This is a genomic window from Amycolatopsis pretoriensis (assembly GCF_900107925.1).
Classification (GTDB): domain Bacteria; phylum Actinomycetota; class Actinomycetes; order Mycobacteriales; family Pseudonocardiaceae; genus Amycolatopsis; species Amycolatopsis pretoriensis.
Window position 1 is genome coordinate 1,111,159 of sequence record NZ_FNUJ01000002.1, and the last position, 13,573, is coordinate 1,124,731.

Here is a 13,573-nt window from a genome sequence, read left to right on the forward strand (position 1 = left end):
CGTCCGAAGAGGACTGATCTGGTCAGTCCTCTTCGGACAGCTCCACGATCGGGATCACCCGCTTGGCCTTCCGGGCCTTGGCCTGGTGGTCCACCAGGAACGGGTACTGCTTCTCCAGCTCGATCCACGTCCGCACGTAGTCCGCCCCCAGCAGCGGCAGCGCCTCCCCGTCGAACTCGTGGCCGTCCACCTCCACCTTGACCCGGGAGTCGGCGATCAGGTTCAGGTACCAGCCCGGGTGCTTCGGCGCCCCGATGTTGGACGCCACGACCAGCAGCCGGTCGCCGTCGCGGTGGTACATCATCGGGACCGTGCGCGGTTTCCCGGAGTTCCGGCCCGTCGTCGTGAGCAGCACCAGGCGCTCGCGGTGCATGCCCTCGACCTCGCCGCCCGCGCGGAACTGCTCGATCACGCGGCGGTTCGTCTCCCGGACGTCCACGGTGTCCACGGCGGTCACTGGTCGTAGTAGCGGGTCGGCGGGGGCTGCTGCTGCGGGTACTGCCGGGTCGCCGGCGGCGGCGCCGCGCTCTGCCGGCGCCGGTGCAGGGTCCGGGCGCTGGCCGCCATGCTGTTCACGACCGCGGCGATGACGAGCCCGATGACGAGGTTGATCGCGGCCGTGGCGATCTTCGCGCTCGGGGCGACCGTCAACGTCAGCGGCAGGACCACCGCGATCAGCGTCACCAGCACCATGATCCAGCCGAAGAACTGGGACGGCGCCGGCGTCGCGACGCTCAGCAGGTGCATCAGCCCGGTGGCGAGCAGGGCCACCGCGGCGGCGACCAGCGCGTACGTCGTGGTGCTCGCGTTGCCCCAGACGCCCTCGCCTTTTGGGGCCAGCACTTCGACCTCGAAGACGCCGCGCGCGATCAGCAGCCCGACCACGGCGAGCAGGGCCGCGATCACCGCCGTCGCCACTCCGCCGGCCCACAGCCGGCGCGCGTCGATCCCCGGGCGGACGTCCTGGGGCTGGTTCCCGTAGTAGTCGGACATCAGAGCCTTCCTGGGTCGGCTGCCTCTCCCCCGCGATTGTCCCCTCTTTCGGCCGCGTCCGCGCGACTTGCGCTGGAGCGCACTCCAGCTCGTAGCGTCGGGGCATGACCACCGCACAGCACAAGATCGGTTCGGGTTTCGGCGCCACCACCACGGCCGCCGAAGCCGTCGCAGGCGTCGACCTCACGGGCAAGCTCGCCGTCGTCACCGGCGGGTACTCCGGGATCGGCCTCGAGACCACCCGCGCGCTGACCGGCGCGGGTGCGCACGTCGTCGTCCCGGCCCGCCGCCGCGAGACCGCCGAAGAAGCCCTCGCCGACCTGGAGAACGTCGAGGTCGACGAGCTGGACCTGGGCGACCTCGACAGCGTCCGCGCCTTCGCGGAGCGCTTCCTCGCCTCCGGACGGCGGATCGACCTCCTGATCAACAACGCGGGCGTGATGGCCTGCCCCGAGACCCGCGTCGGTCCCGGCTGGGAAGCCCAGTTCGCCACCAACCACCTCGGCCACTTCGCCCTGGTCAACCGCCTGTGGCCGGCCGTCGCCGACGGTGCCCGGGTCGTCTCCCTGTCCTCGCGCGGTCACCACTACTCGCCGATCCGCTGGGACGACGTCCAGTTCGAGCGCGGTTACGACAAGTGGGCCGCCTACGGGCAGGCCAAGACGGCCAACGCGCTCTTCGCCGTCCGGCTGGACGAGCTGGGCGCGGAGAAGGGCGTCCGCGCCTTCGCGCTGCACCCCGGCGGCATCATGACGCCGTTGCAGCGGCACCTGTCCCGGGAGGAGCACATCGCCCGCGGCTGGATCGACGAGGCCGGCAACTACCTGGTGAAGTTCAAGACGCCGGAGCAGGGCGCGGCGACGACGGTCTGGGCGGCGACGTCGCCGCAGCTCGCCGGGCTGGGTGGGCTGTACCTCGAAGACTGCGACGTCGCCGAGCTCGCCGCCGAGGACGCCGAAGGCCTGGCCGAGTCGGGCGTCCGCCGGTACGCCGTGGACCGCGACGAGGCCCGTCGACTGTGGACGCTGTCGGCGGAGCTGACCGGCGTGGACGCTTTCGCGTGATCTTTTGACGTTTGCCCGGCACGTGATCGGGGTACATCGCGGCCGTGGCCGACGAAGCCGGCAGAACGGAAAACGCGCCGATGGGCGACGCGGACGACGTCACGTACGCGCGCTTCGCCCTCGGCGAGTTCACCGCCGCCCCGCGATCCCTCGACGACGCCCCGCCCGGCCTGCTGGCCGGGCGGTACGAGGTCGGCCGGCTGGTCGGCAGCGGCGGGACGGCGCGGGTGTACCGCGCCTACGACCTGCGGTTGCAGCGTGAGGTCGCGGTCAAGATCTACGACCGGGACGCCGTCGCGCTCGACCAGCGGCGCCGGCTGCGGGAGATGAGCATCCAGGGCAGCATCACCCACCCGGGCGTCGTGGCGCTGCTCGACAGCGGCACCGACCACGGCCGGACGTACCTGGTGATGCAGCTCGTCGAGGGCGAGAACCTGGCGGAGCGGCTGCTGGGTGGCCCGATGCCGGTGGCGGAGGCGACGGCGCTGGCGGACGGGCTGGCGGAGGCGCTGGCCCACGTGCACGCGCGGCGCGTCGTCCACCGGGACCTCAAGCCCGCCAACGTGTTCCTGTCCGCGGACGGCCCGTTGATCGGCGACTTCGGCATCGCGCACGCCCTCGACACGACGCACATCACGGGCACGGGCGTGGTCCCCGGCACGGCGGCGTACCTCGCGCCGGAGCAGGTCGGCGGCGAGCGGGCGGGCCCACCGGCGGACGTGTACGCGCTGGGGCTGATCCTGCTGGAGTGCGTGACGGGCCGCCGCGAGTACCCGGGCACGATGGTCGAGGCGGCGATGGCCCGGTTGACCCGGGCCCCTCGGATCCCGGAGGGACTGCCGCCGTCGCTGGCGCACACGCTGCGCCGGATGACGCGCCGCGACCCGGCCGACCGCCCGACGGCGGCGGAGGTCCGGGAGCTGCTGCACGCCCCGGTGCCGGCGCGGCCGTGGCCCGCGGGGCGGCTCGGTGAGGCGTTGAGACGCCACCGCGCGGCACCGGTGGGCGGTGGGAAGGGCGAGCGCCTCGCCGCGGTGAGTGGTGCCAGGGGCGATACGGGTCAGTTCGCCTCTGCGGCGGGTGATTTCGGCGAGCACGCCCCTACGACGAGCGGCCCCGACATGGCCGGTTTGCTCGCCTCCACAACGGGCAACTACGGCCACGCGCCCGGCGACCACCTCGATCCTGGAGCGACCGTCTCCGGCCGCCCCTTCCCCGCTCCCACCGTGAGCGATACCAGCGTGCCTTCCCCGGCCGGCCCGCGGAAGATCCTCGCCGCAATCGGCCTTTCGCCGACAAGCGCCCCCGCGAACCGCCGCCGGTTCACCGCGGCCGCCGGGTTGACCGCCGCCGCTGTCGTCGCCGTTTCCACTCTCGTTCTCTCCGCTCCGGACTCCGGCACCACCACCCCGGCCCAGCGTCCGGCGCCCAGCTCGTCCGCGCCGCCGTCCTCCGCGCCCCTCGCCGCCCCCGGGACCCCCGATCCGGGTCCCCGCGCCACCGAGTCCGCCGAGCTCGAACCCGCCGCCGTAACCCACGACGACAAGCCGAAGCCCGGCAAGCCCGCCAACCCCCAGCGCACCCGCAACCACGGCAAGGGCAAGGGCCCCGGGACCTCCGGCCGGGCCTGATCCGGGCCCAATGGCCCTAGTGCGCGAAACCGATCCGGAATAGCGCGGAATTGTTTTCCCGAATTCGGACTCGAACCAATAACGAGCCGTAACCGGAACCGGCCGATCCCCGACAAACACCACGTGTCCGACCGGCTGCGCTCCGGCTCGGCACTCCCGCCGGGAAACCCCGTACCCGACTCCTCGGAGGTCCTTGATGAGCGTCCACGCTGCCCTCGCGCGGCCGGTTTCCGGAACACCCCGCGGGCGGCACGCCAAGCCGCTCCCCGCGTGGCCGCGCGTCGTCGCCAGGACGTTCTTCCTCGTGATCGCCCTGACCTCCGCCGGTGTGGTCGTGCTCGCCGGCTGGCCGCCCGTGCTGCTCGTCGTCCCCGCCGCCGTCCTGCTGCTGCTCGTCGCGAGCGTCACGAAACTGCGGACCGCGGCCCGGAAGATCGACACGATCTTCGCCGAAGAACTGTCACGGGAAACGGTTCCCGAAACCGGCGAAGGCATCGAGATCTCCTGACTTTCGCGCCCCAAAATTGCTCCTCGGTAAAGGGATGACAGCCCTGGTGACCGCGCCCGGCCCCGGCAACGGGTCGGGCACAGCGCCACCGACTTCGGGGAGTCATCATGGCCGATCCCGCAACCCCCGCGTCGACCGGCACGACCTGGAATCGCAGGCGAAATCGCTCGCCGCCGGGGAAGCCGGCCGCGCGAGCGCCGTATCCGGTGCCGGCGCGCCCGCGCAATTCGCGTCGCAGAACCCGTACACCGGCGAACCGTGGGCGCTCGTCCCGGACGGCAGTCCTGAAGACGTCGACGACGCCGTCGCGGCGGCTCGCGCGGCTCTTGGTGAACGACTCCGGCAAGCTCTACCGCGAGCTGATCGGCCAGCTCACCGGGCTCGGCGGCTGGTACCACTACTTCGCGGGCCTCGCCGACAAGATCGAGGGCCGCCGGATCCCGGCCCGAACCCGGACTACCTCGTCCACGCCCGCCACGAGCCGGTGGGCGTCGTCGCGGCCATCACGCCGTGGAACTCGCCGCTGCTCCTGCTGACCTGGAAGCTCGCGTCCGCGCCGGCCGCCGGGTGCACGGTCGTGGTCAAGCCGTCCGAGCACTCCCCCGTCTCGACGCTCGGGCTGGCCGAGCTGATCAAGGTCGCGTTCACCGGCTCGACCGCCACCGGCCGCGCGGTCGCGCTGGCGGCCGCGGCGGCCAACGGCGTCGTCGCCGGCGTGCTCGCCGCGACAGGCCATACGTGCATGGCCGGGTCGCGGCGAAGCTCAAGGCCGGGACGGTGTGGATCAACGCGTACCGGGTGGTGGCACCGTCGGTGCCGTTCGGCGGGGTGAAGAACTCGGGGCGGTGTGGGTGGAGCTGACCGGCGGCACGCGGGACCCGTTTACCCTTGGCTGATGCCGGACGCGCTCATCATGGACCTCTTCGGGGTCTTCACCCGGTTCGACAACGGCTTGGTGCCCGCTCGGCTCGCGAAGCACTGCGCGGACCCCGACGCCGCCGCCGGGGACCTCGCGGGGCTGATGGCGCGGCGCGAGGTCATCACCGGGCGCGTCACGCTGGCGGACCTCCACGAACGGATCGTGGCCGAGCACGGCTACGCCCGGCCTTACGCGGATTTCGAAGAGGCGTGGCTGACGCCCTACTCCGACCCGATGCCGGGCATGGCCGAGCTGGTCGCGCCGCTCGCCACGCGATACCGGCTGGTGCTGCTGTCCAATGTGGATGCCTACTACTGGCGGGTCGTCCGGGCGATGCAACCGGAGCTGGGCCTGTTCGACGACGTGCTGCTCTCCTGCGACCTCGGCCTGGCCAAACCCGACCCGGAGATCTTCCGCCGGGCCGGCGAGGCGGCCGGGGCGCCACCGCCTCGATGCCTGTTCGTCGACGACACCCGGTGAACGTCGACGCGGCGGCCGCGCTGGGGTTCCGCACGCACTGGTTCCGGGACGTCACCGGCTTCCGCCTGGCGCTCATCGACGAAGGATTTCCCTCTCCCCATTCAAATTTATAGCCGACCCCGGGACTTGTGGCAAGACCCCGGTGCGGGTCCACAATTCGGGCTCACCATTTTCTGCCGAGGGGATTCCGTCATGCGTGTGCTGCTGTCCACGATCGGCTCGCGGGGCGAGGTGCAGCCGGTGCTGGCGCTGGCCTCGGAGCTGAGAGCGCTCGGGCAGGACGTCCGCCTGTGCGTGCCGCCCGACTTCCGGGACTGGCTCGACGAGCTGGGCTTCGACGTCGTGCCGATCGGCCCCGAACTGCGCGCGACCGGGTCTTCGCACCACGGCAAGCCGACACCCGAACAGATCCGGAAGTCCACTGAGGACACGGTCACGACCCAGTTCGAGACGATCTCCGTGGCCGCCGAGGGCTGTGACGTCCTCGTCGCCGGCGGTGCCCTGCAGTTCGCGACGCGTTCGATCGCGCAGCGGTCGGGCGCCGCCTACGTCTACGCGAGCTTCTGCCCCATCACCTTGCCGTCCGACCTCCACGCGCCGCCGCCGATGCCGTGGCGGTCACCCGGGGAAAAGGAAAACCGCGCCCTCTGGGCCGAAGACGCGCAGCGCTGGAACAGTTTCTTCGGCGGCAAGGTCAACGAATTCCGGGCGGCCGCCGGCCAGGCTCCGGTCGACGACCTGCCGGGCCACGTGTTCGGCGACCGGCCGTGGCTCGCCGCCGACGCCGCGCTGGCGCCGTGGCCCGAGCCGGGCGACCCGCGGATCGTCCAGACGGGGGCCTGGATCTGGCCGGACGAGCGGCCGCTGCCGGACGAGCTGCGGGAGTTCCTCGACGCGGGCGAGCCGCCGGTGTACTTCGGGTTCGGCAGCATGCGCGCGCCGGGCGCGGTCGCCGAGGCCGCGCTCGCGGCGGCCCGGGCGCACGGCCGCCAGGCGGTCGTCGCCCGCGGGTGGGCGGACCTCGTCGCCGCCGACGCGCCGGACTGCCTCGGCGTCGGCGAGGTCAACCAGCAGGCGCTGTTCAAGCGCGTGGCCGCGGTCGTCCACCACGGCGGCGCGGGCACGACGACGGCGGCCGCCCGCGCGGGCGCGCCCCAGGTGGTCGTGCCGCAGATGTACGACCAGCACTACTTCGCCGGCCGGATCCGGTCGCTCGGCCTCGGCGCGGCGACCGACCCGGGCGTACCGACCGTGTCGTCGCTGACTTCGGCGCTCGAAGTGGCGTTGCGACCCGAGGTGGCTTCGCGGGCGAAGGCGTTCTCGGGCCGGGTGCGCGGGGACGGCGCGAGCGTCGCGGCTCGCCACCTGCTGACGACGGTGCCGCTCGCGTCCGCCTGAGTTGTCGGTTTCCCGGGGTGCCGTTCGTCGGTGGGGTGACCAGCACCCCGGGAAAGGACTTCCGCATGACCGTGATCATCGCCGGACCGGTGTACGTCGAGCCGGCCGACCGCGACCGGTTCGTCGCCGGCCACCGGATCGTCGTCGAAGAGGCCCGGCGGCACCCGGGCTGCCTCGACGTGTCGATCTCACCCGACCCGGTCGAGCCGGGCCGGGTGAACATCTTCGAGTACTGGGAGTCGGCGGAGGTGCTCGACGCGTGGCGCGCGAAGGCGCCACGGCCGCAGGTGCGGCTGCCGTTCGAGGACGGCGGGGTCCGCAAGCACGTCGTCGCGCGGACGAGCGGCCCGTTCGACTAGGTGAGCGCGTAGAAGTCTTCGAGCACGGCACGGGCCTCGTCGGTGTCGGGAACCGCGGCGTCCCACCGGACTTCCCCAGCCTCGGCAGCGATGTCGAAGCCGAAGAACGGGCAGCACGCCTTCTCACGGGCGGCGAGGTCACGGACCCAGTCCTCGACGCCCAGGTCCGCGCGGAACCGGAACCGGATGCCGATCTCGGTCCGCTCCCGCGCGACGAGCGCCTCGGCGAACAGCCGGCGGTACTCGGCCAGCCGTTCTTCGGGCGTGTCGCGGGCGTTCGACATGTCGCAGGCGATCGGGGTCGACGCGGGCGGGATCTGCATGACGGCCTCCTTGTGGTCTCGGAGAGCCGACCCTAGAGTCTGGACTCGACTCCAGAGTCAAGGGAGAACCGGTATGAAGATCGGCGAGGTCGCCCGCGAGGCGGGGGTCAGCGTGGACACGGTCCGCTTCTACGAGCGCCGCGGTGTGCTGCCCGCCGCGGCGCGCCGCCCGTCGGGCTACCGGGAGTTCCCGGCATCGGCGGCCGACCGGATCCGCTCGGCGAAGTCGTTGCAGGACTTGGGTTTCACGCTCGACGAGGTCGTCGACGCGATGCACGCGCACGACACGGGCGACGCGACGTGCGAGACGGAACGCTGGCGCCTGGAGGCGGTCGTGGCGCGGCTGGACGAGCGGATCGCCCGGCTGCAACGGGTCCGGCGCAACGCGGCGGACTGCCTCGAAGACTGCCGGGCGGGCTGCTGCCGCCTGGTCGGCGACGCGTGACTCAGCGCAGGTCCAGCCACATGATGCGCAGGCCGACGTCGCCGTGGTCCGGGTGGCGGAACGCGCCCGGCGCCGTGCCGAGCGTGCCGAACCCGAGGCTTTCGTACAGCCGGATCGCCGCGGTGTTCACCTCGACGACGGCGTTGAACTGGATGGCCGCGAACCCGCTCCGCCGCGCCCAGGCGACCAGATCGGTGGCGAGCGCGCGGCCGACCCCCGTGCCGCGCGCCTCCTTGGCGACCATCAGGCTGCCGGACGCGACGTGGCTCCCGGGTCCCGGCCGGTTGGCGTACATGTTCGCGGAACCCGTCACCCGCTCCCCCTCGACGGCGACGACCACCCGGGCCGGCGGTTCCAGCAGCCAGAGCCGCCGGGCCTCGGGTTCGGTCAGGGCGGGGTCGTAGGCGAAGGTCCGCTGCTCGGTGACGACGTCGTGGACGATCGGCCAGATGCCCGGCCAGTCGCCGTCACGGGCCTCGCGGATCACGCGCGGACCGCCGCGCAGAGTTCCGGGACGACCGTCTCGATGTCGTCACGCAGCACGAAGTCGGCGTCCTCGTCGTACGGCGTGGGCTGGCGGTTGACGATGACGAACGTCGCCCTCGACCGCACGGCGACGGTGCACAGGGACGCGGCCGGCTCCACCTGCAGCGAGCTCCCGACGGCCAGGAAGACCTCACTCGCCGCGGCGACGTTCCGCGCGCGATCGAGGACCTCGCTGTCCAGCTTCTGTCCGAAGAGGACGATGTCGGGCTGCAGGATGCCCGCGCAGTGCGGGCAATGCGGATCGTCGTCGTCGCGCTCCAGGACTTCGGTGGTCGGGAACCGGGCCGCACAGCCGGTGCAGCGCGTGGTGTGCATGCTGCCGTGCAGTTCGAGGACCTTGCGCGCGGCGAGACCGGCTTTCTGGTGCAGGCCATCGACGTTCTGGGTGAGCACGCGCACGGCGGAACCGTCGCCATCCAGCTCGGCGAGGGCGCGATGGGCGGCGTTCGGCTCGGCGCGCCAGGCGGCGTGACCGCGGTAGCTGCGCCAGAACGCCCGGCGCGTTTCGGCGTGGGCCATGAAGTTGTCGAGGGTGAAGGCGTCGACGGCACTCGGCTCGCGCGTCCAGACGCCGTCGGGGCCGCGGTAGTCGGGGATGCCGGAGGCGGTGGAGATCCCGGCCCCGGTGAGCACGCCGACGAGCCGGGCACCACGGATCCGGTCGGTGAGCTTCATGGACCGGAGGTTAACGACCGATCGGGCACTCCGACGAGCGGTTTTCCGGCCGATGTCACACCGGGCCCGCTTCCGGCGACTCACTGGGAAAGCCGAGGAGGAACTCTGTGAACGCGGTATCGGTCGGCGTGCTGACGGCGCTGGTCTCTCTGTCCGGAGTGCTGGTCAGCGTGCTCACCACCCGGCAGGCGAATCGCCGGCTCCGTCAGGAGCACGCCGATGAGGAAGCACGGTTGCGGCTGGATGCGGCGATGCGAGCCGGAGAATTGTTCTCGGCGAAAGACGACAATCCGGCCGATCCCGCCGCAGTGGTATCCGGTCTTCTCGCCCTCACGAAGCTGGACAACGCCGAACTCGCGGTCGCGCTTCTGGTCGATCTGTGGTCGGAAAAAGAACCGCAAGTGGCACCCGAGACGGCTGTGCTGGTCATCGATGCCGCCTTGCGGTCGACCGGCAACGCCCAGTTGGTCGCCGCAGAACTGCTGTGCCGCAACGCGCATCGGCTGAATTCCTGCCATTCGCTGCATTGGCCAAGCGCCGTGGACGGCGACTGGGACCCGGATTTCTGTCCCAAGACGAAACTTCTCTTGATCGACGCGCTCATCGGCATGACTCTCGCGCACCCGAGCACCGAGGACGCCTTGCGGTCCGTCGCGGTCCGCCTCTACGGCGTGTGGAGCCACGACAAGAATCCGCGCGTCCGGGGATGTGTCGGCCGGCTGATCGGCTCGGTGGTCCCGGCCCTGCGAAAGCTCGGATATCTCGACTTCATGCAGGGCAAGGAGACAGTGCTCCTGTGCGAGCTGGAAAAGGCCGCCGCGAGTGGGACTCACAACCCGGACGGCTATCTCGACCGCATGGTCGACGACCGGTGCAAGAAGCTGTGCTCGTGGGCACACGCCTGCGAACAAGTGGACCCGGCTTCCAGCCTGGCGACCGCCGTCTGAACTCAGTCCTTCCGCAACCGCAACGCCAACGCCGGACAAGCCGCCGCCGCTCGCCGGGCCTCCGCCACCAGCTCCGCCGGCACCGGGCCCGACGCCACCACCGGATACCCCCACTCGTCCAACCGGACGGCCTCCGGCAGCAGGTCCGCGCACAACCCGTGCCCACGGCACCCGATCGGGTCCACTGTCACCCTCACGCGACACTCTCCAGGATCCGGCACCGGCCGCCGGCCGTGTGCGCGACGACGTCGGCCTCGAACACCCGCAACGCGCTCGACGCGAGGCGGGCCGCGCCGTCCGGGTGGGCGCACGCCCCGCGACCGCTCAGCAACGGCAACCTGCGGGCCAGCCGGTCCGTCGCGGGACCGCCGCGGAGCAGCTCCGCGAAGTCCGCCGCGATCGCCGGGAGGCCGAACATGCACGGCCCGCACTGCCGGGCCGACTCCGCCGCCAGGAACGCCAGCACCTTCGCCGTGTACTCGAGCCCGCACGCCCGCGCCGGCAGCGCGTACACCGCCGAGATTCCCGTGACGCCGGAGCGGAAGTCCGACGTCCACGTCCCGCCGTAGCCGCCGACGAGCACCGCCCGCACCGGCTCGGCCTCGCCGCCCGCCGCGGCCAGCACCGCCGACAGCGACACGCCCGGCGCCACCTCGACCACTCCCGGCCGCCGGACCGCGCCGGTCACCGTGACCAGGTCGGCCCGCGCCGCGCGGTAGTGCTGCGGGCCCTGGAGGATCACCAATGCCAGCTGCGCCAACGTGTCCACGTTGTCCACGAGCGTCGGCCGGCCGCGCACCCCGCGTTCGTCGGGGCGCGGCGACTTGCCGAGCGGCCGCGCGTCCCCCGACGTCAGGTGGTGGACCAGCGCGCTCTCCTCGCTGGCGACGTACCGGCGCGGGATCTCCTCGACGCGCACCGGGACCCGGTCGTCGCGTTCGGCGAGTGCCGCCCGAACGCTTGACCGCACCGGACTTCCCTGGTGTACACAAAGGATGGTCTCCGTGGCGCCGGTGGCGTGCGCGGCGAGCTGCAGGCCGTCCAGCACCAGGTGCGGCGACAACGTGAGCAGCGCGGCGTCCTTGTGGCTGAGCGGGTCGCCTTCGCACCCGTTCGCGACGACGATCGAACGCGGTTCGCGGGCGGCCCGCAGCTTGCGCGCGGTCGGGAAGCCCGCGCCGCCGCGGCCGCGCAGGTCCGCCGCGGCGACGGCTTCGATCAGCCGGTCGCGGCCGTCCTCGCCGTGGTAGGCGACCCACGGCACGACGCCGTTGCGGCGCCGGTGACCGGCCAGGTCGAGGCGGTGGGGCGGGAGGATGGTCATCGGGTGCCTCCGAGCGGCGAGAGCTTGCGGGTCGCGGTGTCGGCGTCGTGCCGGGTGGCGCGGTAGGCGACGGCGCCGAGCACGGCCAGCACGCACACCACGTCGAGCGCGACGATCCAGCCGTACGCGGCGTCGTCTTCGGCCATGCCGAAGCCGTGCGCCAGCGCGACGGGCCAGCAGAGGTAGGCCAGCCAGTGCACGGCGCGCCAGGCCCGCGCCGGGATGCGCGTGCGCAGCAGGCTGGTGACGACGATCGCGAGCAGCAGGTCGACGGCGACGGCGCCGAGGCCGACCCACACCGGCCGGTAGGCCGAGCCGAACGGGACGAGCACGTCGAGCCAGCCCAGCGGGACGTAGCCGTCGAGGATCGCCGTCGCGATGTGCGCGACGAGGAATGCGACGCTGGTCAGCGCGAGGTTCCGGTGCACGGCGGCAACGGTGAAGCGCGGCCACGCCCGCGTCCCGAACCGGCCGGCGCCGAGCGCACCGAGGACGACGACGGCGGTGAAGAGGACGAGCGAGACGAGCCCGGTCGCGCGGCTGAAGTACCACATCAGGCGGCCTTCCTTTCGCGGGGCCAGCCGGGTGTCGTGACGACGTCGCCGCCGACGCCGACGAGCCGCGCGGGCAGCCGGCGTTCTTCGAGCCAGCCTGGAGCTTCGGCGCCGAGGACGACGGCCGCGGTGCTCGCGGTATTGGCGTCCACAGTGGACTTCGCGGCGACGGTGACGGTGCGCCACCGGGATTCGGCGGCGTCCCCGGTGCGCGGGTCGACGATGTGGTGCACGGTCCGGCCGCCGTACCGCCACCGCCGCCGGGTGGTCCCGGAGCTGGCGAGGGCGAAATCCCGGTGCAGGGCGACGGTGGTGTCGGGCCGGACGACGGCCTCGGCGTGGTCGTCGCCGAGCGCGATCTGCCAGCCGCCGGCGGGTTCCGGACCGGCGGCGCGCAGGTCACCGCCGAGGTTGACGAGGACCCCGCAGCCGAGCTCGGAGTGGATCCGCCGGGCCGCGCGATCGGCGGCGAGGGCTTTCGCGGTGGCGCCGAGGTCGAGGTGGACACCGCGCGGGAGGACGACGAGGCGTTGGGCGGGGTCGAAGAGCACGCGGTGCCACCCGGGCGCGGGAATCGGTTCCGCCGAGGTCGCGAATGACTCATTCAAGACCGGCGCGCCCGCGAGCTGGGCGAAGTCGCGGTCGTAACCCAGCGCCCGGATCGCCGCTCCGACCGTCGGGTCCACCAACCCATCCGTCAGCCGGGCCGCGCGCAGCGCCGCTCCCAGCGCCTCCGCCAGCAACGCCCCCACCCGGACCTGCCGCCCCGCCGTCTCGTGCAGCCGCGAGATCTCCGAATCCTCCCGGAACCGGCTGCACGCCAAATCGATCGCGGCCAGCTCCGCCGAAAGCAGATCCACCGCCGCGCCGAGCAGGCCGGGGACGGTGACCACCACCTCCGCCGTCGTGCCGAGTCCCGGGAACGCGCGCGCCGCCGTCGTCACGACGCACCCGAGCCCGTGTGCGCGCTGCCCGTTCCCGAGCTCAGCCCGCTGTCCGAAGACTGCAGCTGGTCCTGGGAGCCGGTCGAGGTGCTGGTCGAAACGGAAGCCGTCGAGAGGCCGAAGCCGATCGCGCCCGCCGTGGCCGCGCCCAGCACCGCCACCGTGGCCGTGACCAGCGCGGCCTTGCGGCGGCCGCGCTCGCGGCGGGCCGCGCCGCTTGTCGTGTAGGGGTCCATGGACCTGAGTCTCGACACCGTTCCTTTGAACGGCCTGGGAGCGACCTGTCAACTCCCTGGCCGTCCACAGTGGACACCTACCAAAGGAGGTTGACACCGGAAAACCGTTAACCCACTCTTTTCCTAGTCCGCCGGAGGTTCCCTGGTGTTCACGAACCGGACCACGACACGGCACGCACCGGCCCTCCGGTCCGGGCATCATGAGGCGCCCTCACCCACCACAGCTG

19 protein-coding genes and 1 pseudogene are annotated in these 13,573 nt (G+C 72.4%); 10 read left to right on the plus strand and 10 right to left on the minus strand.

Going from position 1 to position 13,573, the window contains the following annotated elements; all coding sequences use genetic code 11:
* Positions 1-22: 22 nt before the first annotated feature.
* Positions 23-457 (minus strand): nitroreductase/quinone reductase family protein, encoded by a 435-nt coding sequence (locus BLV96_RS11840; protein WP_244180173.1) that lies wholly within the window; start codon positions 455-457, stop codon positions 23-25.
* A complete protein-coding gene (locus BLV96_RS11845; RefSeq protein WP_086682824.1) occupies positions 454-993 on the minus strand; it encodes a DUF6069 family protein in 540 nt (179 codons plus the stop codon). Before BLV96_RS11845 ends, BLV96_RS11840 begins: the two co-directional genes overlap by 4 nt.
* Positions 994-1,097: 104 nt before the next feature.
* Between BLV96_RS11845 and BLV96_RS11850 the strand changes: the two genes are divergently transcribed.
* The 8 genes and pseudogenes from BLV96_RS11850 to BLV96_RS11880 all read left to right on the plus strand — a co-directional run bounded on the left by BLV96_RS11850 (position 1,098) and on the right by BLV96_RS11880 (position 7,352).
* Positions 1,098-2,057 (plus strand): SDR family NAD(P)-dependent oxidoreductase, encoded by a 960-nt coding sequence (locus BLV96_RS11850; protein WP_086682821.1) that lies wholly within the window; start codon positions 1,098-1,100, stop codon positions 2,055-2,057.
* 44 nt (positions 2,058-2,101) lie between these two features.
* Positions 2,102-3,688, plus strand: coding sequence for a serine/threonine-protein kinase (locus BLV96_RS11855; RefSeq protein WP_244180174.1), 1,587 nt, complete (start codon positions 2,102-2,104; stop codon positions 3,686-3,688).
* 196 nt (positions 3,689-3,884) lie between these two features.
* On the plus strand, positions 3,885-4,196 hold the full coding sequence (locus BLV96_RS11860) for a hypothetical protein (RefSeq protein WP_091389066.1): 312 nt from the start codon (positions 3,885-3,887) through the stop codon (positions 4,194-4,196).
* Positions 4,197-4,230: 34 nt separating this feature from the next.
* Positions 4,231-4,773, plus strand: a pseudogene (locus BLV96_RS51225) (aldehyde dehydrogenase family protein); the annotation flags it as partial.
* 200 nt (positions 4,774-4,973) lie between these two features.
* Complete coding sequence (locus tag BLV96_RS50640) at positions 4,974-5,057, plus strand: hypothetical protein (protein WP_244180193.1); 84 nt, start codon at positions 4,974-4,976, stop codon at positions 5,055-5,057.
* A 34-nt stretch (positions 5,058-5,091) separates the two neighbouring features.
* Entirely contained in the window at positions 5,092-5,595 is a 504-nt protein-coding gene (locus BLV96_RS11870; protein ID WP_086679504.1) for an HAD-IA family hydrolase, read from the plus strand.
* Positions 5,596-5,787: 192 nt separating this feature from the next.
* Complete coding sequence (locus BLV96_RS11875) at positions 5,788-6,993, plus strand: glycosyltransferase (RefSeq protein WP_086679506.1); 1,206 nt, start codon at positions 5,788-5,790, stop codon at positions 6,991-6,993.
* A gap of 65 nt (positions 6,994-7,058) precedes the next feature.
* Positions 7,059-7,352, plus strand: coding sequence for a putative quinol monooxygenase (locus tag BLV96_RS11880; RefSeq protein WP_086679508.1), 294 nt, complete (start codon positions 7,059-7,061; stop codon positions 7,350-7,352).
* Here BLV96_RS11880 and BLV96_RS49800 read toward each other — a convergent pair.
* A complete protein-coding gene (locus tag BLV96_RS49800; RefSeq protein WP_158104198.1) occupies positions 7,349-7,675 on the minus strand; it encodes a hypothetical protein in 327 nt (108 codons plus the stop codon). The genes BLV96_RS11880 and BLV96_RS49800 overlap by 4 nt on opposite strands.
* Before the next feature lie 73 nt (positions 7,676-7,748).
* Between BLV96_RS49800 and BLV96_RS49805 the strand changes: the two genes are divergently transcribed.
* Positions 7,749-8,120, plus strand: coding sequence for a MerR family transcriptional regulator (locus tag BLV96_RS49805; protein WP_158104199.1), 372 nt, complete (start codon positions 7,749-7,751; stop codon positions 8,118-8,120).
* A gap of 1 nt (position 8,121) precedes the next feature.
* Here BLV96_RS49805 and BLV96_RS11890 read toward each other — a convergent pair whose 3' ends face one another.
* A complete protein-coding gene (locus BLV96_RS11890; RefSeq protein ID WP_244180175.1) occupies positions 8,122-8,607 on the minus strand; it encodes a GNAT family N-acetyltransferase in 486 nt (161 codons plus the stop codon).
* Positions 8,604-9,341, minus strand: coding sequence for an SIR2 family NAD-dependent protein deacylase (locus BLV96_RS11895; RefSeq protein WP_086679512.1), 738 nt, complete (start codon positions 9,339-9,341; stop codon positions 8,604-8,606). Before BLV96_RS11895 ends, BLV96_RS11890 begins: the two co-directional genes overlap by 4 nt.
* Before the next feature lie 107 nt (positions 9,342-9,448).
* Between BLV96_RS11895 and BLV96_RS11900 the strand changes: the two genes are divergently transcribed.
* Complete coding sequence (locus BLV96_RS11900; RefSeq protein WP_086679514.1) at positions 9,449-10,288, plus strand: hypothetical protein; 840 nt, start codon at positions 9,449-9,451, stop codon at positions 10,286-10,288.
* Positions 10,289-10,290: 2 nt separating this feature from the next.
* On the opposite strand, the gene BLV96_RS11905 is transcribed toward BLV96_RS11900, so the two are convergent.
* Genes BLV96_RS11905 through BLV96_RS11925 form a run of 5 tightly spaced genes read right to left on the minus strand, consistent with a single transcriptional unit; the run spans position 10,291 to position 13,346 of the window.
* Positions 10,291-10,485, minus strand: a complete 195-nt coding sequence (locus BLV96_RS11905) for a ferredoxin (protein ID WP_167379578.1) — start codon at positions 10,483-10,485, stop codon at positions 10,291-10,293.
* On the minus strand, positions 10,482-11,612 hold the full coding sequence (locus BLV96_RS11910; protein WP_086679516.1) for an NADH-ubiquinone oxidoreductase-F iron-sulfur binding region domain-containing protein: 1,131 nt from the start codon (positions 11,610-11,612) through the stop codon (positions 10,482-10,484). Before BLV96_RS11910 ends, BLV96_RS11905 begins: the two co-directional genes overlap by 4 nt.
* Positions 11,609-12,166 carry a ferric reductase-like transmembrane domain-containing protein gene (locus tag BLV96_RS11915; RefSeq protein ID WP_086679518.1) on the minus strand — a complete coding sequence of 186 codons (558 nt, stop codon included), beginning with the start codon at positions 12,164-12,166 and terminating at the stop codon, positions 11,609-11,611. Before BLV96_RS11915 ends, BLV96_RS11910 begins: the two co-directional genes overlap by 4 nt.
* Positions 12,166-13,110 carry an FAD:protein FMN transferase gene (locus BLV96_RS11920; protein WP_086679520.1) on the minus strand — a complete coding sequence of 315 codons (945 nt, stop codon included), beginning with the start codon at positions 13,108-13,110 and terminating at the stop codon, positions 12,166-12,168. Before BLV96_RS11920 ends, BLV96_RS11915 begins: the two co-directional genes overlap by 1 nt.
* Positions 13,107-13,346: a hypothetical protein gene (locus tag BLV96_RS11925; protein WP_086679522.1), complete on the minus strand. Its 240-nt coding sequence runs from the start codon at positions 13,344-13,346 to the stop codon at positions 13,107-13,109. The genes BLV96_RS11920 and BLV96_RS11925 overlap by 4 nt, the downstream gene beginning before the upstream one ends.
* Between the last annotated feature and the right edge of the window lie 227 nt (positions 13,347-13,573).

Coding starts and splice junctions, on each gene's coding strand:
- BLV96_RS11880 (WP_086679508.1), top strand. CDS start 7,059: ATGACCGTGATCATCGCCGGACCGGTGTACGTCGAGCCGGCCGACCGC.
- BLV96_RS11860 (WP_091389066.1), top strand. CDS start 3,885: ATGAGCGTCCACGCTGCCCTCGCGCGGCCGGTTTCCGGAACACCCCGC.
- BLV96_RS11910 (WP_086679516.1), bottom strand. CDS start 11,612: ATGACCATCCTCCCGCCCCACCGCCTCGACCTGGCCGGTCACCGGCGC.
- BLV96_RS49805 (WP_158104199.1), top strand. CDS start 7,749: ATGAAGATCGGCGAGGTCGCCCGCGAGGCGGGGGTCAGCGTGGACACG.
- BLV96_RS11845 (WP_086682824.1), bottom strand. CDS start 993: ATGTCCGACTACTACGGGAACCAGCCCCAGGACGTCCGCCCGGGGATC.
- BLV96_RS11870 (WP_086679504.1), top strand. CDS start 5,092: ATGCCGGACGCGCTCATCATGGACCTCTTCGGGGTCTTCACCCGGTTC.
- BLV96_RS11850 (WP_086682821.1), top strand. CDS start 1,098: ATGACCACCGCACAGCACAAGATCGGTTCGGGTTTCGGCGCCACCACC.
- BLV96_RS49800 (WP_158104198.1), bottom strand. CDS start 7,675: ATGCAGATCCCGCCCGCGTCGACCCCGATCGCCTGCGACATGTCGAAC.
- BLV96_RS11895 (WP_086679512.1), bottom strand. CDS start 9,341: ATGAAGCTCACCGACCGGATCCGTGGTGCCCGGCTCGTCGGCGTGCTC.
- BLV96_RS11925 (WP_086679522.1), bottom strand. CDS start 13,346: ATGGACCCCTACACGACAAGCGGCGCGGCCCGCCGCGAGCGCGGCCGC.
- BLV96_RS11915 (WP_086679518.1), bottom strand. CDS start 12,166: ATGTGGTACTTCAGCCGCGCGACCGGGCTCGTCTCGCTCGTCCTCTTC.
- BLV96_RS11875 (WP_086679506.1), top strand. CDS start 5,788: ATGCGTGTGCTGCTGTCCACGATCGGCTCGCGGGGCGAGGTGCAGCCG.